The 19,151-nt window shown below is 40.7% G+C and carries 21 protein-coding genes; 3 read left to right on the forward strand and 18 right to left on the reverse strand.

The window, feature by feature from the left end; translation table 11 throughout:
- Nucleotides 1–467: 467 nt before the first annotated feature.
- Together AB685_RS02125 and AB685_RS02130 are read right to left on the reverse strand one after the other, a co-directional pair.
- On the reverse strand, nt 468–656 hold the full coding sequence (locus AB685_RS02125; RefSeq protein ID WP_082153465.1) for a zinc-finger domain-containing protein: 189 nt from the start codon (nt 654–656) through the stop codon (nt 468–470).
- 21 nt (nt 657–677) lie between these two features.
- Nucleotides 678–1,331, reverse strand: a complete 654-nt coding sequence (locus AB685_RS02130; RefSeq protein ID WP_047968896.1) for a reverse transcriptase-like protein — start codon at nt 1,329–1,331, stop codon at nt 678–680.
- A gap of 167 nt (nt 1,332–1,498) precedes the next feature.
- On the opposite strand from AB685_RS02130, the gene AB685_RS02135 reads away from it, so the two are divergent.
- Entirely contained in the window at nt 1,499–1,885 is a 387-nt protein-coding gene (locus AB685_RS02135; RefSeq protein ID WP_047968897.1) for a reverse transcriptase-like protein, read from the forward strand.
- A gap of 31 nt (nt 1,886–1,916) precedes the next feature.
- Here the strand turns inward: AB685_RS02135 and AB685_RS02140 are convergent, their stop codons facing one another.
- Nucleotides 1,917–2,189 (reverse strand): DUF6123 family protein, encoded by a 273-nt coding sequence (locus AB685_RS02140; RefSeq protein ID WP_047968898.1) that lies wholly within the window; start codon nt 2,187–2,189, stop codon nt 1,917–1,919.
- Nucleotides 2,190–2,251: 62 nt separating this feature from the next.
- Nucleotides 2,252–2,740: a divergent PAP2 family protein gene (locus tag AB685_RS02145; RefSeq protein WP_047968899.1), complete on the reverse strand. Its 489-nt coding sequence runs from the start codon at nt 2,738–2,740 to the stop codon at nt 2,252–2,254.
- Nucleotides 2,741–2,837: 97 nt separating this feature from the next.
- On the opposite strand from AB685_RS02145, the gene sspL reads away from it, so the two are divergent.
- Nucleotides 2,838–2,978 carry a small, acid-soluble spore protein L gene (sspL, locus tag AB685_RS02150; RefSeq protein ID WP_047968900.1) on the forward strand — a complete coding sequence of 47 codons (141 nt, stop codon included), beginning with the start codon at nt 2,838–2,840 and terminating at the stop codon, nt 2,976–2,978.
- 219 nt (nt 2,979–3,197) lie between these two features.
- Here sspL and AB685_RS02155 read toward each other — a convergent pair whose 3' ends face one another.
- From AB685_RS02155 to AB685_RS02195, 10 genes are all read right to left on the reverse strand, one after another.
- A complete protein-coding gene (locus AB685_RS02155; protein ID WP_082153466.1) occupies nt 3,198–4,067 on the reverse strand; it encodes a 5'-3' exonuclease H3TH domain-containing protein in 870 nt (289 codons plus the stop codon).
- A 124-nt stretch (nt 4,068–4,191) separates the two neighbouring features.
- Complete coding sequence (locus tag AB685_RS32320; RefSeq protein WP_262372560.1) at nt 4,192–4,326, reverse strand: hypothetical protein; 135 nt, start codon at nt 4,324–4,326, stop codon at nt 4,192–4,194.
- Nucleotides 4,327–4,399: 73 nt separating this feature from the next.
- Nucleotides 4,400–5,239, reverse strand: a complete 840-nt coding sequence (locus tag AB685_RS02160) for a sulfurtransferase (RefSeq protein WP_047968901.1) — start codon at nt 5,237–5,239, stop codon at nt 4,400–4,402.
- Between the two features lie 17 nt (nt 5,240–5,256).
- The gene (locus AB685_RS02165) at nt 5,257–5,514 is read right to left on the reverse strand and encodes a YpbS family protein (protein WP_047968902.1); all 258 of its coding nucleotides are present in this window, start codon (nt 5,512–5,514) and stop codon (nt 5,257–5,259) included.
- The gene (locus tag AB685_RS31985) at nt 5,511–5,711 is read right to left on the reverse strand and encodes a hypothetical protein (protein ID WP_047969694.1); all 201 of its coding nucleotides are present in this window, start codon (nt 5,709–5,711) and stop codon (nt 5,511–5,513) included. Before AB685_RS31985 ends, AB685_RS02165 begins: the two co-directional genes overlap by 4 nt.
- Entirely contained in the window at nt 5,698–6,456 is a 759-nt protein-coding gene (locus AB685_RS29640) for a nucleotidyltransferase domain-containing protein (RefSeq protein ID WP_053073697.1), read from the reverse strand. Before AB685_RS29640 ends, AB685_RS31985 begins: the two co-directional genes overlap by 14 nt.
- A 12-nt stretch (nt 6,457–6,468) precedes the next feature.
- The gene (locus AB685_RS02180; protein WP_053073698.1) at nt 6,469–10,185 is read right to left on the reverse strand and encodes a dynamin family protein; all 3,717 of its coding nucleotides are present in this window, start codon (nt 10,183–10,185) and stop codon (nt 6,469–6,471) included.
- Between the two features lie 511 nt (nt 10,186–10,696).
- Entirely contained in the window at nt 10,697–11,266 is a 570-nt protein-coding gene (locus AB685_RS02185; protein WP_047968903.1) for an isoprenylcysteine carboxylmethyltransferase family protein, read from the reverse strand.
- Between the two features lie 6 nt (nt 11,267–11,272).
- Entirely contained in the window at nt 11,273–12,352 is a 1,080-nt protein-coding gene (locus AB685_RS02190) for a 3-oxoacyl-[acyl-carrier-protein] synthase III C-terminal domain-containing protein (protein ID WP_047968904.1), read from the reverse strand.
- A gap of 230 nt (nt 12,353–12,582) precedes the next feature.
- Nucleotides 12,583–13,116: a GNAT family protein gene (locus AB685_RS02195; RefSeq protein WP_047968905.1), complete on the reverse strand. Its 534-nt coding sequence runs from the start codon at nt 13,114–13,116 to the stop codon at nt 12,583–12,585.
- A gap of 160 nt (nt 13,117–13,276) precedes the next feature.
- Here AB685_RS02195 and AB685_RS02200 point away from each other — a divergent pair, with 160 nt between their 5' ends.
- On the forward strand, nt 13,277–13,735 hold the full coding sequence (locus AB685_RS02200) for a chemotaxis protein CheX (RefSeq protein WP_047968906.1): 459 nt from the start codon (nt 13,277–13,279) through the stop codon (nt 13,733–13,735).
- 491 nt (nt 13,736–14,226) lie between these two features.
- On the opposite strand, the gene AB685_RS02205 is transcribed toward AB685_RS02200, so the two are convergent.
- The 4 genes from AB685_RS02205 to AB685_RS02220 all read right to left on the reverse strand — a co-directional run bounded on the left by AB685_RS02205 (nt 14,227) and on the right by AB685_RS02220 (nt 19,128).
- Nucleotides 14,227–15,744 (reverse strand): carboxypeptidase M32, encoded by a 1,518-nt coding sequence (locus tag AB685_RS02205; RefSeq protein ID WP_047968907.1) that lies wholly within the window; start codon nt 15,742–15,744, stop codon nt 14,227–14,229.
- Nucleotides 15,745–15,885: 141 nt separating this feature from the next.
- Nucleotides 15,886–17,805, reverse strand: a complete 1,920-nt coding sequence (locus AB685_RS02210; RefSeq protein ID WP_047968908.1) for an ATP-dependent DNA helicase — start codon at nt 17,803–17,805, stop codon at nt 15,886–15,888.
- Between the two features lie 828 nt (nt 17,806–18,633).
- Nucleotides 18,634–18,828, reverse strand: coding sequence for a hypothetical protein (locus AB685_RS02215; RefSeq protein ID WP_047968909.1), 195 nt, complete (start codon nt 18,826–18,828; stop codon nt 18,634–18,636).
- 93 nt (nt 18,829–18,921) lie between these two features.
- Nucleotides 18,922–19,128 carry a hypothetical protein gene (locus AB685_RS02220; protein WP_241773249.1) on the reverse strand — a complete coding sequence of 69 codons (207 nt, stop codon included), beginning with the start codon at nt 19,126–19,128 and terminating at the stop codon, nt 18,922–18,924.
- Nucleotides 19,129–19,151 lie beyond the last annotated feature (23 nt).

Consider the following 19,151-nt stretch of genomic DNA (forward strand, 5'->3'; position numbering starts at 1 on the left):
AAAGAATAAGAAAGTAGATAATTCGGTTGATTCCTTTCCAGGCGCTTCGCTTGCCTGCGGGCGGTCCGTGAGCATCCTCACTTAGTTGCGGGGTCTCACCTGTCCCTTCCTCCCGCGGGCGTCTGCGCGCCTTCCACTCCAATCAACAAAGTGACTTCATTCATCTAAGGGTATAGGAAAGGGCATCTAACTTAGTTAACTGAAAAAGAATTAACGTTTCGTTTGCGTAATTTCTAGCTGTGGATTGGAGCAAATGGCGAAGACTCCAGCTGGGGAGTAGCGACAATCTTGAGACCCCGCAGGCTTGCCGAGGAGGCTCAAGGTCGCCCCGCGGAAAGCGCAGCTATTTGCGGAAAGAAACAGCGGCGTTAACCAAACAACTAAAGTTTTACAGCTTTAAAAGGACCGGGCGGTTTCTGCCTGGTTTTTCTTAAGCCATAATAAAAAATCAGCCAGTAAAGCGCCAACTACTTGCGCTCCACCAACTGATCTCCCAGCTTTTTGATTTCAGCACCCACTGTACATTCGCTGATACAGAAGAATTGAGCATGTGTTTTGCCATAGTCCTTCCGCAATGTCTGCTTAACAAGACACTCGGTACAATACGTATCTAAAATTTCACCAACCTCCATCAGTATCTTTTTGCGATTAATCATTCTCTCTATTCACTCCTATATTCACAGTAGCAAATTGCTTTCTATTGGTGTACCTTCCATTGCCTGCTTTGCAAGCTGATGAGCCTCTGTGTTATCTTTTCGTGTGACAGGTTCATATATAGGCCTTATTTTCAGTACTTTCAACTTTTCTTCTATTTTATCCAGCCAGCGATTAAAAAGTTCGTCATAGCACGGCCATTCACCGGAAAGCTGGTTTAGAACCACCAGGGAGTCCCCCTTAAAAGTCACTTCCATCGCCCGTATTTCCAGATGCTCCAACTGTTGTACTAGAAAATAGAACGCAGCATATTCCGATTCGTTGTTGGATTCAAGTTCCTCAAGCCTGGCATTTATTCTGTACCTGTAGTCTTTTCTATTTTGATTATAATAAACCACATTTCCGATTCCCGCCAGTCTAGTGTCTGTATCGTACCCTCCATCAAAGTAGGCTACAACGTCCGATATTCCCACTTCACTCTGTTTAATCCATTTGTTTATCTCTTTTTTTGTCCATTCCGAGCCATCCTGATCAAAGAAGGATAGTCGTTTCACTCTTCCTGTCTTTTCTATATCTTCAGCAAGCCTTAGCGCGATCCTGATGTCGAGCTCTTCACTTCTGAAGGTTGTTTCTATATGTTTTGGTGTATGGTAGTGCCATTCCAACGTCAAGTTCATCTAATGGAAATCCTCCTTCCAACTAACTATATCCCTTAATACCCTCTGTCGAGAAAAAGTATCTATGATATGGCTTTATTCCTTTACTGTTATTGTGTATTCTTATCTTATCACAGGACATGTGGAAATATGTTTGTATAACACTTTTTAATAGGTAGGCGAATAGGATGATTGAAGTTTATATAGATGGGGCAAGCGCTGGAAACCCTGGTCCTTCTGGTGCAGGGGTATTCATTAAGGGACATGGACGTGCTGAACAATACAGTATTCCACTTGGGATCATGTCGAATCATGAAGCGGAATTTTGTGCTCTGATTGAAGCCTTGAGAATTTGTTCAAAACAAGGCTATAACATTGTCTCTTTTCGAACTGACTCACAGGCTGTGGAAAGTGCGATGGAAAAGCGCTTTGCAAAAAAAACGGAATACCGGGTACTGTTGGAAGAGGCACTATGCTTATCGGATCAGCTGGACCTTTTCTTTATCAAATGGATACCGAGCAAAGAGAATAAAATGGCTGATGAACTTTCACGTAAGGCCATTCAATTAAATTAAAAGGACTTTCACCATTGAGGGAAAGTCCTTTTTAAATAATCCTTTTTTCCTTGGCCAATTCAAAGGCTGCACGCTTGGAATGGACCTGTTCCTGTTTGATCATTTCCAAGAATGAGACAAAAAAGCTCCCATCAAATTGCTTTTGTGCCTTTAACGTAATTTCGATGGCTATGTTGACCAAGTAGTCGGAACTGTCTGTATAGTGCTTTCCAAATTCTATAAAACCAAGAGAATCTTCCCCAAATTTAAAACCCTTTGCGGTAAGTTGTTGCAGATATTCCTCTGTACTCCATGTTTTTTCCATGTCTATCCACCCTTTTGTTCATCCCCATCTACAATCTTACCGCAAAATTTGTCGTTTGCCCATTAAAGTTTGTTCCAAAGTTCCAATTTTTTCTTTTTAGGTAGCAAGCGCATTCCAAGGAAAGCTAATGCAATTCCAAACAAAGCACCTCCAACCACTTCCTCTGGTTGATGACCCAAGCGCTCTTTTAAACGTTTCTCCAATTTGTCATGCACATTTTTATCCGGCTTACCTTCAAGTCTGTCCAATTTTTCTGCAAGGTCGTTGACTGCAAGCGTGATTTCCCCGGTTTGACGTCTCACCCCTTGGGCATCATACATGACAATAACTCCGAAAATAGCTGAAAGTGCAAAATCTATTGTTCTGAACCCCCTCTTCAGGGCAATGATGGTGGCCAAAGCGGATACTCCTGCTGAGTGGGAACTTGGCATCCCTCCTGTTTCAAAGAAGGTGTTCCATTCCCACTTTCCCGAACGGAGATATTTTATCGGTATTTTTAAAAATTGTGCCAGCATGATGGCACTGAATGCAATTTTCAATGGTCGGTTCAACCTAATCACCTCATGGTTAGTTTGGGTCAGTTTGAACTCCACAATTCAACATAATTTTTAGAAGAGAAAGGAAAACTATTTAACGGAGGTGAGAAGTATGAGCAGAAACAAGTCAGAAAACAGAGGAAAAAAAGCACCAGGTGTTAACCCGCAAGGTTATGGGCAGGATGCGGAGTTTGCACAAGAAGTACATTCCAAGCTAGAAAATAAAGCAAAAAAAGATAACACCAAAAGATAAAAAAGAGAAGATGATTCGCTTATCTCCTCTTTAGTGTATAGACAAATTACTTTAATAATATTCAGTAACCATGTTGATTGGAGTGAAAGGCGCGAAGACTCCTACGGGAGGAAGGGACATGGGAGACCCCGCAAGGCGTAGCCTGAGGAGGCTCCCGGACCGCCCGTGGAAAGCGAAGCGCCTGAAACGGAAATCAACAGTTAAATGTAATTTGTGTAGTTAGCAAACTTTATTAATAAATGCATGTAAATTTTTGAACTCCAACTCATCAAATTTACTTGCGACCTTGCTGCGATCGATTGTGATAGTGGCATCATGAAGTTCACAAGCAATCGGTACATCACACTTGATAGTTGCAAGCTCCCTAGAAAGGTGCAACAACTCCAAGCTGTCTTCAAATTTCTGGCGCTGGCTCTTAGTTAGCGCCGCCAGATTTTCGAGAATACCATCTACAGTCTGATACTCCATCAACAGCTTTGTAGCTGTTTTTTCACCGACCCCTTTAACACCAGGGTAATTATCACTACTGTCACCCATGATCGCTTTAAGGTCAATCAACTGTTGGGGTGTAAGACCTTTTTTCTCATAGAATCCATTCTCATCCAACACTTCATAGTTACCATAGCCTTTTAACAGCAGAGCCACTTTAATATTAGGCTTGATTAGCTGTAGAACATCTTGGTCACCTGTCAGAATAGTGACCTCCGCTTCTTCCCGATAAAGTTCAGCAAGTGTCCCCAGGCAATCATCCGCTTCAAAACCTGCAAGTCCAATATTCGGGATATCGAACGACTCCACGACTTCCTTCACCAGGTCAAACTGTGGAATCAATTCTTGTGGCGGGGCTGGTCTGTTTGCTTTATAGTCATCAAACATTTCGGTACGGAACGTCTTGCTTCCCATGTCCCAGCAGCAAACAACATGTGTGGGCTGGAAGGTTTCCATAGAAGTGATCATATGTTTAACAAATCCCTGTACTGCATTAGTCGGGATTCCGTTGGATGTGTACATGAAACGGTTATAGACGCTAGTGGCAAAAAAGGATCGAAATAATAATGCCATTCCATCTATCAGTAATACTTTTTTCACAAGAACACTCCCTCTCTTTTCCGCTTATGATTATAGCACAGATTGGGATCAAGGGACAGATGGTTCTCTGTGGATTCCAACATATAAAAAAGCCATCAACCATAGAAGGTGATGGCTCAATTATTTAATGATTTTTCTTGTTCGTCATTTTCGCTGCTTCGTATTCCGCATAAGAAGCAAACTCAGTATCCATGTTGCCTTTTTGCTTGGCGTTATTGTTACGCTGCGCATTTGCATTTCCTTTTTTCGTACGACCCATTCTAAATCTCCTCCTTTGCATTGGGATCCCTTTTAGTTTGTGTAGGGGATCAGCAATTTACATGAGGGTAAATTTAGCTCTCTATTTTAGATATTGGGTTCTCTGTGTAACTTATCCAGTCACTCCAACTACCGGCATAAAGCTTGACATTAGTATGACCAGCCTCTTTCAGGGCCAAGATCGTCGGACAGGCGGTAACACCAGAACCACAGTAGACGACAATCTCTTTAGAAGAGTCCAGCTTGGAAAATCTTTCTTTTAAATCTTCTTTCTGTTTCCACTTTCCATTCTCCAGACTATCCATCCAGAAAAAGTTCAGAGCACCTGGTATATGGCCGGCAATCCTATCTATCGGCTCCTCGATTCCTTTATAACGATTAGGCTCCCTTGCATCGAGAAGATAGGCGGTTCCATTCTTGTAGGAGGATAATTGTGACTTGATGTCTTCCTTTTCCATCAACAATTTATTTTCAAGCTTAAAAGTAAAACTTCCCTGCTTTTGCTTTTGTGGCACCTCTGCCGTTACAGGATATCCTTCCTCCAACCATTCTCTGTAGCCACCATCCAGAACCAACACATGTTTATGACTCATAACTTGCATCAGAAACCAAAGCCTTGAAGCCATGGCACCGTTCTGGTCATCGTAAAGCAGTACCGTGCCATCGTCATGGACTCCCGCTTCTTGCAGTTTACGATGCAGTTCCTGAAAATCAGGCAGTGGATGTCTGCCACCATGAGTATTGACTTCTCCGGAAAGATCATGATTCAGGTCCATATAATGGGCCCCCGGGACATGATGTTCTTTATATTCTTCAAAACCTTTTTCCGGTGCATGAAGATGAAAGCGGCAATCAATGATAATGAGCTCATCCAACTGCTCCTTCACCCATTTTGCTGAAACGATATGCGTCATGGTTTCCCTCCCCCGTGTTATTTACTTCTAGAAACAAATTCCTCCACCATTTCCTTCGTCACCAGTTGACGTTGAGGAGCGATACCTTTTCGAGCGAGTTCATTGATTCTTTTCGTTATCTCGTTTATTTTTTCGGTTGTAAATGATTTGTTTTGCTGGCATAGTACAATTGCCTCTTCTATGTATGACTCTCTTTGCTGTTCAAGTTGTAGAAAGTTCATCACGACTTGATTTTGTTTCCTAGAATGCTCACTGATTGCTTTGTGTACGCTCATGGTTGTTCCTCCGTTTTTCTCTGTTCTTTTTTCATTAATTGTAATACGTTCTCTTTAGGTTGCCAACAATTGAATTTGAAATGTGGCTTCGTTTCGTATCCAAGTCTACTGCAACGATACACCGTACCTCTCTCCAATTTTATCACTTGATAATGCTTACAGGTGGCACAGGCATGAAATCGATTACCTTTCGTGATCACTCTCACCCTCTATTCCCAGCTCTTGAAAAAATAGCCCCTCTAAGTCGTGAAGCTCCACCTTCCCCTCGCTAAGATGGACCAAAGGCTTTTCGGAAGCAGTTAAAAAGTTCTTTAATTTGGTAGTAAGTTGAAGGATGATTGGATGTTCGGTCAAATCTTCTCCCATCTTCAAGCGAAATAGTAGCGATAGCTCATCGCTATTGAACACTCTGCTTTTTTTTATAAGCTCCTTAAACTGAATCGTTAAAATATCATGGTGGATGACCTGTTCCAACATAAGAGATGCACGGACCGAGTGAACAAGATAAGAACTTTCTTTTTTCTCGCTCCATGCGTGAAGATTCTTCTTAGCCATATTCACATAATGGAGGGCCAGCACTTTCTTTGAAAAATCGCTTTGGATCATTTCTTTTAATTGAACCATCACCGGGCTCATTTCTCTATAAACGATAGGGGATAGTATCCATTCATATATGGATGGATTTGATTTTTTCGCCAAAAGCAATGCCTTTTTCAAATCCCAACCTTGTATGTCATATTCTCCTTCTTGGAGGGTAATGGTATCCCCCTTCCTCGTCAAGGAAAGATAGTCCTTAAAAGGAGCGATATAGATGAACCGAATATCGAAATCGCTATTTTCGGATGCAAAATCATATGCCCTGCTTCCCGCTTCACAGCCATAGAGGATCTTCACATTATGTTTGAACTCGATTCCGTTGAGCATATCTTTTATCCGGTTCAACTGTTTTCCTCCTTATTTACTATGTTGTTGAATATATTCCAGAACCCGTTCCAGCTGTGGAATGTCCTGTTCTTGCTCAAGTGCTGCCTGCATCCCGTCAAAATAATCATGAAGCTGTCTAAGGATATACTTCTTTACTTCTTCCAATGAATGTTCCAATTCAGTCTTATAATGAGTAGTCAGATCATCCCCGCTTCCCTTCAAGTAGCTATCCATCAGAGGAGAAAGTTCCTCTTCCAAAAACTGAGCCATTTTCAGTTTTTCATTTTTCTCAAAAAAAGCTTTCGCGTTGCGGTAATAGCCTACCGTTTGTTTTTCAAGTTTGGAAGTGATAGAAGGAAACGTACTTTTCATTTTAAACGGTTGGAATTCTTCCACCTCTAGAAAACGTACGGAAAGCTGTCCTTCCAGCTTTTTCGCTTCCGCTTCCAGTTCTTTTTGCCAGGAGTTCAGCGTCTTCCAGATAAAATTCTCAGCCCGAACTGTAGTTGCTCTTACTTCCTGCGAGAGATTGTGGGAGATATCAGTAACAAGCTCATGCAGACAACTGATCAGCTGCACTTTCATATTTCTCCCGTCCTCTCTGATTACTGCCGGATTAAAGCTTTCTTTGAAGAAATCAGAAAAACGTAATAATGTTCGTTGCTTAACGTAGTAGAGCAATTCATTTAATTCCTGGTCAAGTAGCGTGTAGAAGCTATCCGTTGAATATTCTTTGATATGTGCTTCTATCGTCACTTTGTTGTTGGCATGGAAAAGCTGCAATTTTTCCTTTTCCTCCGACCCAAGCTTTGCTTGCTGGACAAAATGGTTAAATAAAGCGACCGCTCGGTTTAAATCTAATTGCGCTGCATGGAGACTCATCTCCACCAGGTCCGCCTGAATGAAATCAGAAAATGCTTCTTCAAAATAACTCATCAAGGAACTTTTTAAAAATGGATGTTGGAAGAGCTGACCTTCTTTTTCTTTCAGGGCAAGCAGACTTGATACAGGATATAGTCTTGGATGACGGATCCCATATGTCGTCAATTGTTCTTTTACATAATCACATACCAACTCAAGCTCTTCCTCATTATTTGCAAGATCTGCTGCATTCACCAAGAAAAACATTTTATCCATGGCAAATGCATCTTTAACTCTGCCAAGTTGAATCAAGAATTCGCGGTCCGCTTTTGAAAAGGCATGCTGATAATAGGTAACAAACAGGATGGCATCTGCATTCTTGATATAATCAAAGGATACATCTGTATGCCTAGCATTGATCGAATCCGCTCCCGGTGTATCCACCAAGGTTAGCCCTTGTTTTGTAAATGGACAATCATAGAATACTTCAATCCATTCCACAAAGCAGGATTTTTCCTCCTGAGCGACATATGCTTCAAATTCATTAAGTGTCACCTTTTGAAGCGTTCCCAAGTGAGACTTCATATCCTCCCAGCCTGTCAGAAAAGCTTTCAAAAAATGAAAGTGAGTCTTCTTGCTTGCTTCAAGTTCAATGTGTTCATTTTTAGAAATCATACTCTTGATTGTCGGACCAGCATCTTCAAGATTGATTAAATTAGTGTCGAAATACAGCAAAGCTTGCTTTACATCTTCAAAAAGCTGTTCGGCTGTCTTCATCTGAATACATACCGTTCCATGAGGATTCCCCTCCGATATAGGAGAGATCTTATTGATGGAAGCAGTTGTGGGATTTGGTGAAACAGGCAGTACTTTCTCACCAAACAAGGCATTAGCAAGGGATGACTTCCCTGCACTGAAAGCTCCGAATAAAGCGACCGTAAAGGTTTGGTTCTCTATTTTACCTGCTCTCTTTTTCAGGTCATCCACAATCGTTTGGAAACCATGTATCCCATTCAAAGAGTACGCTGTCTCCTTAAGCCCTTTTACAAGAGATGTCGGGTCATTCTGCTTCATAGTATCTTGGATAACTTCTTGTTTCTGTATGTCATTTTTTAGCTTGTTTGAAGTGGATGGCAACTCATCTCCACGCACTCTTTTATATGGACGGTGAAGATACTCAGATAGCAGTTCAACCATTTCACCACTTTCCACTATTGTGTTTATGTTCCTAAAGAGGATGCTATTTAACACCTCATATTCCTGCTCGAGTTCCATATGGAGAATCGTAATGGCTTCTTGGGCATTGTGTATCGCTTCTATTCTTTCTACTTCCACCTTTAGCGCTCTCGTATTCTCCTGCATTTGTTGCTCGAGTTTCTCGAAGTAATCTTCCATCAATTTTTGCACCTGTTTCTGGTACTCCAATTTAATGGAATGAGCAAGATCTTTTGTATATTGCAAAACGGCATTCCCCGTATATCCTGCACCCGGTTTCACATGCCCTGATATAAATCCGTCGGTAATAAGAATCGTTATCCCTTGAACCTTATCAAATATGGCGGGTGAATAGAAATTCTGCTCCTTCAAAAAAGAAAAAATATGTTCATGAATAAACTTCTCAATCTGTGTTTTGACACGGTCGCCCAAATCATTCCGAAAGGCAGCACTTCTTTGCTCCCGCTCTTCCTGTGTTTTTTTACTAGAGAATAATAGTCCCACTTTAAATCCCTTTTGCTGGGATTCTAGATACTTCTCTGCTAATTCCCTCATCTCAAACGGTGTGATATTGGCGTTTTCCAATATCCGCTTTGTCTGATTGATAAATTCCTCTTTTATTTGAGCAGTTTCAGATTCGATGGATGTAAGCTTGGCTTTTACATCCCTTAAGGTTCCAACTACATCTTTAGGTATGTCTTCTGTTGATTGAATAATCTGTTCATGACGCTCGATTTCCTCTGCCCTCTGTTCCTGAAGCCATTCTTTATGTTCCTCCATTACATTATGGAGTGCCTTTTCAATCGTCTTAGGCAGAATATCAAGTTTATCTTGTCTAAGGATATGAATCGTCTCTTTGACGATTGCCAGGTCATTTAGGGGATGGTTCGAGTCTTTCAGGCTTGTAAAATAGATGCTTGCCGGCTCAATTCCCCAATCCTCAAAGGACTCCCTTATTCTTGCGTTGTATGTGGAAAACGGAATCTCTTCTTCCCGATGCTTATCAATTTGGTTCACAATTAAGTAAATCTTCTTTTCCTTGTCCTGAAGTTCTTTTATAAACTTTAAGTTCACTTCAGACTGGACGTGATTATAGTCCATCACATAGAAGATGACATCCGCCAAATGCAAGGCTGATTCTGTGGATATTCGATGGGCATCGTCGGTGGAATCCACCCCTGGGGTATCCAGCACAACCATGTCACTAGGAAGCTTCTCAAAAAGAAATTGGTATTCGACAGATTCCACTTGGTCCCCGTTTTTGCAATATGCCTTTACATGCTCAAATGATACTGGTGGCAGAATTTCCAGAGATTCTCCTTCAAAAAAATGAACATGTGCAAGCTCTTCTCCATTTCTGATCTGGACGACATTGGCTGAGGTTGGTATCGGACTCGCAGGCAGAATGGCTTCCTCCAGTATTTCATTGATAAAGGATGATTTTCCAGCTGAAAAATGTCCGCAAAATGCTATACTCAATTCTTTCGTTGTGTTTTTATTTAGAAGTTCGGCGACTTTTCTCGCACTTCTATGGTCACCGTGATTATGTAATTTTTCTAGGATTAAGTTCAGTTTTGTTTGTAGTAGACTTGTCTGCTGTGCTTGCTGTTGGATTTGCTGCTTTGGTTTGTTTGATTCCATTTCTTCTGTCCCCTTAGTTGTGTGTATCATTTCTACGTACTCCATGTCTATTTTACTTGAAATTGCAGTGTTTTCCCACTTTACTAGCCTTATTTATAAATATTTTTCTTCGAGAAACATGTGCATGGATTTTCTGCTAAGGTTTTTTGTTTCAACTCCTGTAGATTTCCGTTCCAGGTGTTCGCTTTCCGCGAGGCGGTGCTTGATCCTCCTCGGCAAGCCTGCGGGGTCTCAAGTCTACCGCTACCTCCCGCCGGAGTCTCACACCCTGCACTTCTATCTACAGGGAAATCACTTTGAGCAATGGGCTGAAGCATAAAAAAACAGGGACTTCTACGTGTTACCGGTGTAGAAATCCCTGTTGTGTATTATTTTATCGGTTTAGGTTCACATGTTTGCTGTAAAACAACTTTCATTAATACGGAATACGCTACAACAGTTGTACCAATCAACACTAATGTCATTTTGGTATGTCCTCCTCGTTGATAGTGATAATTATTATCATAATCATATCAGCTTATGGGCTAATTGACAATGACTTTCATTCCGATTCTTTCTGAAATGTTGGAGAAAATCTGTTCCGGCCCTCCATATAGGAGGCGTAGTTCGTTGTCATTTCCGATAATCCCCTTTCCTCGAGCGGAATTCTTACACTCAACATCCAGGCATTCAACGCTGTAAACACTATGGCTGTAATAAAGGCATTAAACATTAGTGGTATCAGCATAATTTCCATTACTACAATAATATAATTGGGATGGCGAAGAAATTTGTATGGGCCAGTTTTCACTATAGATGCATCAGGTAAAATTAGAACCTTTGTATTCCAATATTTCCCCAATGACTGTATAGCCCATATTCGGAGGGATTGTGTCAAAATAAAGAGGATGAGGATGGCCGGCCAAAAGGGACTTAGCGTTCGATCGAGTGCTACCACTTCCAATAAGAAACTTGCTAAAAAAGCTACATGCAAACTGACCATATATTTATAATGTTCTTTACCATATTCAACAGCACCCTGTGACAATATCCATTGTTCATTCCTTCTGGCGATACCAAGCTCCACCACCCTTTGTGTAATAATAAAGGCAAAGAACAAAGCGAAAATCATTCTTCTTCACTCCCATTCCAATAATAGCAATTCAGAGCTGAATCCCGGGCCAAGTGCAGCAGCAATTCCCTTGTCACCTTTAGTCGGATTCTTTTCCATGATATCTTTCAGGACATACAGAACGGTAGCAGAGGACATATTTCCGTACTCCTTTAGCACCCGCAACGATGTATCCAGCTTATCTGCCTCTATTCCAAGACACTCTTGGTATGCTTCTAAAACCTTTTTTCCCCCAGGGTGCAAGACGAAATGGTCTAGGTCTTCCAAACTTACACGATGGTTTTCTAGGAATCGACTGACATTAGGTGCTAGCCAGTTTGTAATAATTACAGGTATGTCTCTTGAGAATATAACGTAAAGCCCCTCATTCTTAACCTCCCACCCCATCACATCCTCCGAATCCTTCATTAGGGTGGATTGGCTTCCTAAAATTCTTGGGTAACTCCCTTTACTTTCCACTTTAACCTCGTCCCCCACCATCAAGACACAGGCAATTCCATCAGCAAAAAGGGAGGTTCCCACCAAATTGCTTTTTGATCGGTCATTCTTTTGGAAGGTTAGGCTGCAAAGCTCAACACTTAATACTAGAACCTTAGCTTCCGGGAATGCCAGACAGTACTCATACGCTCTGGAAAGTCCAGCAGCCCCCCCTGCACAACCTAACCCCCAAATCGGGATTCTTTTCGTATATGGAGAGAAGGGAAGGACATTCATAATCCGCGCCTCAATACTCGGTGTGGACATTCCTGTTGTGGAAATGTAAAAAATAGCTTCGATATCTTCATAAGGTACAGGTTGAGAGAGCGTTGCAGAGTTATGCAAGCATGCATTGATTGCATCCGAACCATAGACTACTGCCTCTTTTATGTATATATCATTTTTCTCTTCTAACGTATGTGGTTCCCTGAACCATTCTACATCCCTTGTAAAATGCCGCTTTTCTATCTGGCCATTTTGAAAAACAGTAAGAAGTCGATTAATATCTTTGAATGACTCTTCAAATAACTCCTTGGCAAATTCAACAACCGTATCCTGTTGGATTGAATATTTTGGGATGGAGGTTCCAACAGACAGTATTCTTGGCATGATTTGTGCACCTCATCAGTTTTAGTACCGTTATTTTTTCCATATTTTATATAATTATACAGTTGAAAAAGAAACAAATAGATACAAGTGAAAGAAGTTATGAGAGAAAAAAACCAAAAAAACCTTCCCAATTTTTCCGGGAAGGTACATTTCGTTTTAAAGGAGTTGTTGTGTTGTGCATTTTTATTATACCGAATACTACTCCTTTTATCACTATAAATTATTGGAAATCACTTTTTGTAGAACTTTGTCATCCAGAGTTCATCCACATATTCCCCATTGATGAAGGCTTGTTCTTTTTGGTTACCTTCTTCATGAAACCCGTATTTTTTATATAATTGGTAGGCAATCTGGTTGGAAGAAAAGACGGTTAAAGAAAGTTTTCTTATATGTTGCTCGCACCACATATCGGTATAATCCATGATTTTTTTTCCAATACCAAGTCCTTGTGCTTCTTCAGCAAGCCACGTCCGAAAAAGACCTGTATGCCGTTTCATTTGTATTTCTCCACGAATGACACGTGCAATGCCAACTACTCTTCCATCCCGCTCTACGCCAATATACATATTTTCCTTTGCTTTCATATCACGGATAAACAGCTTCTCTTCCTCGGGCGTCCGAGGCACATCCTTTTGAATATATTGACCCGCAGCAATAATACTCTCCACAGCAGTTACTATATCTTCGGCATCTGATTCTTCCACCGGCCGTAATATTACTGTCGACTCATCCTTGGCTGTAAATTCAAAACGTAAATCTAACATGGTGATCCTCCTGTAAACTCTTTAGGTACTACATCCTACTGCATTTATCTTTATTGTTCAACAAAAAACTCTTTATCAACCAGTGAAATTTGTTGAAAAATAGATTATAAAGTATGGTATGATTAATTTGTACTATACAAAAGAATTAAGGAGGTGCCAAATGTCCCCTTCAGAGAGCTTAACGCAAATTTTTAACAGGACTATAGACTCATTCAAAGCTGTCATTCCGTTGGAGTTCACTTTTGATCAACCCCGGTTGTACACAGAAAAACTGACTAATGTTACATTTGGAGTTCTGATCATGTTAACTGGCGACATTCGTGGCCAGTTGATCATCCAAGGCGAACGTAATGCTTTTCAGCATATTGGAGAAATGATGTTTGGCATGCAACTAGAAGGAGAAATGCTACAATCCTTTACAGGTGAGCTTGGCAATATGATTGCAGGAACTCTTTCATCCAAGGTGGCTGGAAGTGGCATCAATATGGATATAACACCTCCAGATGTATTGAGCGAGCAACAAAAGGAGTTTCACCTTATTCACCGTTTACATACTCCCATTTATTTGAAAGATACATTGAAAATGCAAATTATTATGGAGTTGGAAGAAGCTTCATAAATTTTGGTTGGGACCCTCTTGATGGAGGGTTCTTTTTTCTCTGGAAAAAACAAGGATCGTTGTTTTTTAAAATGGCTGTTTTCGTAAACTTTGTTGCTTTTTCGTATTTATCAACCAACAGAAATATTCCTTACTGTCGTGCTCTTTTCCCGGGTATCCAGGGTAAACTACATGCCTATTTTAGAGTAGATAAGCCATAAAAAGTCCAATAGCCGACTTTTTACTAGTGAATAGCAACAATCTTTAAGAAAGGCTGTTTTCGTAAACTTTGTTGCTTTTTCGTAATTATCAACTAACCGTTATATTCCTTACTGTCGTGCTCTTTTCCTGGGTGTACAGAGTAAACTACATGCCTATTTTAGAATAGATAAGCTGTAGAAAGTCCAATAGCCGACTTTTTACTAGTGAATAGCAACAATCTTTGAGAAAAGAGCCTTAAGAAAAGAGCCTTTAAAATAAAAAGGACCAGAGATTACCCCTGGCCCCTTTCATCATGTTAATTGATAAATTCTATTGTATTTGTCTTCTAGATAGTTGATAAGATGATCAACATTCAATTCATCACCTGTTACATCTTTTAGAATTTCTAATGGTTTCTTCAACTTTCCATACTGGTGGACCTTATCTGTCAACCATTCTTTCACAGGCTCAAGATCACCGTTGGCAAGCAACTCATCATAGTTTGGAAGATCATTCAACATCGCCTGTTTGAACTGAGCGGCATACATGTAGCCAAGTGCATAGGAAGGGAAATACCCGAAGCTTCCGCCAGACCAGTGAACATCCTGTAGTACACCTTTCGCATCATTTGGTGGTGTAATACCAAGATAACTCTGATATTTTTCATTCCAAGCCGCAGGAAGATCCTTCACTGCCAGTTCATCATTAAATAAGGCTTTCTCCAATTCATAGCGTATCATGATGTGCAAGGAGTACGTCAGTTCATCTGCTTCAATCCGGATCAGCGACGGTTTGGATTCGTTGATTGCCAAGTAGAATTCTTCTAGGCTGATTTCATCAAACTTCCCTTCTGCATATCGTTGAAGACATTCATAATGGCGTTTCCAGAAGTTTTCATGACGTCCCACAAAGTTCTCATAAAATAATGATTGAGACTCATGAATTCCCATTGATGTCCCGGAGCATAATCCCGTCCCCTGTAGATCTTTAGAGATGTTCTGCTCATATAAGGCATGGCCACATTCGTGAATGGTACCGAACACAGCCGTACGGAAGTCCTCTTCATCATATTTTGTAGTCACACGTACATCTCCCGGATTAAGGCCGATCGCAAATGGATGGACCGTTTCATCCAGTCGACCTGAGTCGAAATCATACGCTAATTCCTTTAAGATCTCAAGACTGAAGTCACGCTGTTTACCTTTTGGGAAATGCACTAACAATTCCTTGGCCCTTGGTTGGACGGTAGAGTTAGCGATATTTTGGACAAGTGGGACAATACGTTCCTTCAACTTAGCAAATACCTCGTCCAATTTCTCCACTGTAATTCCCGGTTCGTACATATCCAATAAAGTATTGTACTTGTTTCCTTCGTAGCCCCAGTATTCAATGAATCTCTTATTGAAATCCACTAGTTTTTCCAAATATGGATGAAGTAAGGAGAAGTTCGATTGTTCTTTTGCCTCTTCCCATACCGACTCGGCCTTTGTGGAAAGAACAACATATTCCTGGTACTCTTTTGCCGGGATCTTTTTGTTGCGTTCATAATTTTTTTTGCTCTCCAAGAGTGATGCCTTTGTAATATCATCGAGTTCATTAAAATTTTCATCACTTAATAGCTGCGTTAAATAGCTTGCCATTTCCTCAGATGTGGACATCTTGAAAACTTCCGAGGACAACATCCCTATGACATCCGATCGACGGTCCACTCCCTTTTTCGGGGCTCCCGTTCTTAAATCCCAGAATATGAGTGATAGTGCTTCGTTATAGCTGTCCATCTTGTTGATATAATTCAAGTATTCTTCTTTTACTGTACTGATATCTACCATATGTATCTCCCCCAATTATTATTAGAGCTACTGTTAAGAATACACAATTTTCGCACTAGTTGGCAATATATTTAGAGATCAAGATTTTTTTACATATGAAAAAGCACCGAATCAAGTTGCGGTGCTTTTTCATGACTGAATTTATAGTGTCACTGGGCTGGTCGGGAGTACACCCTCCAGTTTCTCACGAACATCTGCTTGTAATCCTGACGGAAGATACACGGTAATCTCCCCTTTATCTTCCGTGGTACGTATAAGTCGTCCCATCCCTTGGCGTAAACGCAACAGCATGTACGGCACATCCAATTGCATGTATGGGTTATCCAACCCTTTCCGTTTAGCAGCAAAAACTGGATCATTCGGCGGAAAAGGCAGAGACCAGATGACAACATTGGACAATGAAGGCCCCGGGATGTCCAAACCTTCCCACAAGTGGTAGGCGCACAATACGGCCGTTTCATCATTTTGAAACTCGGAAACCAATACGCTGATTTCCTTTTCCCCTTCATAAAGGAATGGATAGTCCATATTGTTCTCGTTCTCCTTCTTGAACCTTTGCAGGTCCTGCTTTGATGAGAACAATACAAGCGTTCTACCACCATTTCTTGCTATCGATTCCAGCGTCCTGGTGTACTTCACTTGAAATTCTTCTTCCACTGTTAAAGAAAGTTTCATATTTTCCTCGTAGTCAAACGGCGAATTGATGGAGAAAGATAAGTAATCTCCTATTCCTAAAGAATTCGCCAAGTAACCAAAGTTTTCGTTGTCTGATAAGGTTGCAGAGGAGAATATAAAAGGTATTCGCTTAGAAAAGACATTTTTCTTTAAAACTTCTTCTACGGTTTTCGGCATGACGACAAGTGTCAGGTCCTTGTTTGCATGCTCAGCCCAGGCTATTACATCTTCCTTGGATAAGAGAAGCTTCAATAAGAATTCAATGGAGTCCAAGTATTCCTCCACGATATGAAGCTGGTAATGGTCTACGGTATGGAGCTCTCCTTCAAAAACCAGTTGATTGCCTATCTCCTCTATGTTGGAAAGAAGGTCCTTCGCGGTTTTAACAAGTGTTGTATCTATATTAATATCTTTACGATCCGAACCCTCAATAGTTGTCAGATTTTCCTCCAATGTTTCGAAGAATAAATCATTTGTTTGTAAAGAATCCTCGACAAGTAGGGCAAACTCTTCACGCAGATCATTCCCCAATAATCTGGTAAGAATTTCTTCCACTTGATGATTTTTGATTTTATATGTCAGAGCTTTTTGGGCAGCAAACTCAAGTAGATGGCCTTCATCAAACACCACACTTGAAGCCTCAGGTAAAAGTGGAAGCTGTCCTTCACGCTTACGTTTTTCATAGGTCCACACATGTTCCATGTAGAAGTCGTGGGAACAGATGATAAGATCTGTTGATTTACGGTAATGATCCCGTGATAGGGTTTGTCCGCAACGATGACGTTTATCACAACTGAAACAGTCCTGGAAACTATCCCATGCGATCATGTCCCATTCCTTGTCGTTCAGGTTTGCATAATCTTTTCGATCCCCGTACGCATGAAATGACTGCATTGCTGCAGGTTTGTTCACAAACTTAGGAAGTGCGTCATACACTTCATCTATGTTGTCATTATCAAATTTGTCCAATGCATAATCTAGTTTATTCAAACATAAATATTGATCAGGAGACTTGGCCAGACGAACATCCACAGTGATGTCCAAGATCTTGGACAGTTTTGAAATGTCACCTTCTTTTTTGACAAGCTGTTCTATCAACGATTCATCGGCACAGGTAATAATGGCAGGTTTCCCTATATATCTCGCGTAACAAATTGCGTATAAAAGGTACACCATCGTCTTCCCTGTTCCAACCCCGGCCTCCGAGAAAATCACCTTCTTCTCTTTAAACGCTCTCTCGAGTTGAAACGCCATAAAAATCTGTTCATCACGCAATTCAAATCCAGCTTCAGGTAGGATGTCATAAAACACATCCCCGATCCATTCGTTCAGGCGATCAAAAAAGGAATCTCCTTTGTTCATTGTAAATGGCAGACGATTGTTCATAGTATGTACCTCCGAAAAAATTTGCATCTAGTCATTATCTAATATTTTGGAGGTGTTTGTCAAGTGTAGAACTAGGATTTTTTCAACTGCTGATTCATAAGTGACAAAATAAAAACCGCCTGGTCCTTTTATAGCTTAAAAAACTTTAGTTATTTGGTTAATCACCGCTGTTCCTCTACGCAAATGGCTATGCTTTCCGATTGTTTTTGTTTTATACACTTATCAGACAATAAATGTTGAACAGCTTACAAAAGGGCGAAGAGGGGGATTAAACTCGGAAGGGAATTGTGATTGGCCGATTGCATTGGACCGGAGATTGATGAGGTTTTTAAGTTAAGAGTAATGGTGGAAAAACGCTTATTTGTGGGGGGATTATCTTGAGTTATGGTTTAATTCCATTCTTTTGTGGGGGGAATAAAGGGATCTATGGGGGGAATATGATGATGATGGGGGGATTGTTGTCATATATGGGGGGATTACCCTCTATTACTGGTTGGAATAAGTACCCATGATGACGAGAAAAACGATTTGAGTGGGGGGATGAGAAAGAGAAAGGATTGAATGTGGAATTTGGAGTGGAAATATCACTCTAAAAGGGTGGAAAGTGGATAGAAAGATTGCGTACCACTGCCTGTGGGCATAAAAACTTATCTAAAAGTGAATATTATAGGCTGTTTGCCGTATTTTTATCTCAGTTGTTTAGTGGAAGGCGCGCAGACGCCCGCTCACGGACCGCCCGCAGGCAAGCGAAGCGCCTGGAACGGAAATCAACCGGATATTATACTTTCTCTACTTTAAATAAAAAACCTCCCAAAAGGAGGTTTTCACTTAATTCTTTGTGATATGAATTATCTCATCATCAAGCAAAGTGGCGTACAGCATTGCTTTTGTATATTCATCACGTGCAGCATTCATTCGTTCCACACATTCATGATTATCTAGTAGGTTTTCACTTGCAAGGCGCTGGTAGCTACTTTCCAATGCTTTGGAGATTCTCATAAAGTCATTCACATGCAAAGGCATAGAAATCCCTCCAAACAGTATTGATAGAAGTATTCTATGCCCATTCACCTTTTTTTATTCATCCATAGTGTACAGTTGAATTACAATATTTACTTAATTCTTTTTACTCGTCGAACGGTCTTTAGACCCCTTTTTGTCACGCTCTTCCTCTTCTTCATATTTGATTTCCTCGAGCGGAAGTTCATCTATAGGCATGACGAGCTGATCGCGGTTTTTCTGTTTTTCTTCGTTCTCTTTAAAAGCTTTCTCTTTTTCATTTCGCTCTAACAATTCTTTATCTTTACTCTGGTTTTTCAACACAATCACTCCTTTACATATGTAAA

It is taken from the genome of Bacillus sp. LL01, from assembly GCF_001037965.1.

Excerpts from the sequence above, each read along its gene's own strand:
- AB685_RS02125 (WP_082153465.1), bottom strand. The coding sequence starts at position 656 with ATGATTAATCGCAAAAAGATACTGATGGAGGTTGGTGAAATTTTAGAT.
- AB685_RS02130 (WP_047968896.1), bottom strand. The coding sequence starts at position 1,331 with ATGAACTTGACGTTGGAATGGCACTACCATACACCAAAACATATAGAA.
- AB685_RS02135 (WP_047968897.1), top strand. The coding sequence starts at position 1,499 with ATGATTGAAGTTTATATAGATGGGGCAAGCGCTGGAAACCCTGGTCCT.
- AB685_RS02140 (WP_047968898.1), bottom strand. The coding sequence starts at position 2,189 with ATGGAAAAAACATGGAGTACAGAGGAATATCTGCAACAACTTACCGCA.
- sspL (WP_047968900.1), top strand. The coding sequence starts at position 2,838 with ATGAGCAGAAACAAGTCAGAAAACAGAGGAAAAAAAGCACCAGGTGTT.
- AB685_RS32320 (WP_262372560.1), bottom strand. The coding sequence starts at position 4,326 with ATGGGTCGTACGAAAAAAGGAAATGCAAATGCGCAGCGTAACAATAAC.
- AB685_RS02160 (WP_047968901.1), bottom strand. The coding sequence starts at position 5,239 with ATGACGCATATCGTTTCAGCAAAATGGGTGAAGGAGCAGTTGGATGAG.
- AB685_RS02165 (WP_047968902.1), bottom strand. The coding sequence starts at position 5,514 with ATGAGCGTACACAAAGCAATCAGTGAGCATTCTAGGAAACAAAATCAA.
- AB685_RS02180 (WP_053073698.1), bottom strand. The coding sequence starts at position 10,185 with ATGATACACACAACTAAGGGGACAGAAGAAATGGAATCAAACAAACCA.
- AB685_RS02185 (WP_047968903.1), bottom strand. The coding sequence starts at position 11,266 with ATGATTTTCGCTTTGTTCTTTGCCTTTATTATTACACAAAGGGTGGTG.
- AB685_RS02190 (WP_047968904.1), bottom strand. The coding sequence starts at position 12,352 with ATGCCAAGAATACTGTCTGTTGGAACCTCCATCCCAAAATATTCAATC.
- AB685_RS02195 (WP_047968905.1), bottom strand. The coding sequence starts at position 13,116 with ATGTTAGATTTACGTTTTGAATTTACAGCCAAGGATGAGTCGACAGTA.
- AB685_RS02200 (WP_047968906.1), top strand. The coding sequence starts at position 13,277 with ATGTCCCCTTCAGAGAGCTTAACGCAAATTTTTAACAGGACTATAGAC.
- AB685_RS02205 (WP_047968907.1), bottom strand. The coding sequence starts at position 15,744 with ATGGTAGATATCAGTACAGTAAAAGAAGAATACTTGAATTATATCAAC.
- AB685_RS02210 (WP_047968908.1), bottom strand. The coding sequence starts at position 17,805 with ATGAACAATCGTCTGCCATTTACAATGAACAAAGGAGATTCCTTTTTT.
- AB685_RS02215 (WP_047968909.1), bottom strand. The coding sequence starts at position 18,828 with ATGCCTTTGCATGTGAATGACTTTATGAGAATCTCCAAAGCATTGGAA.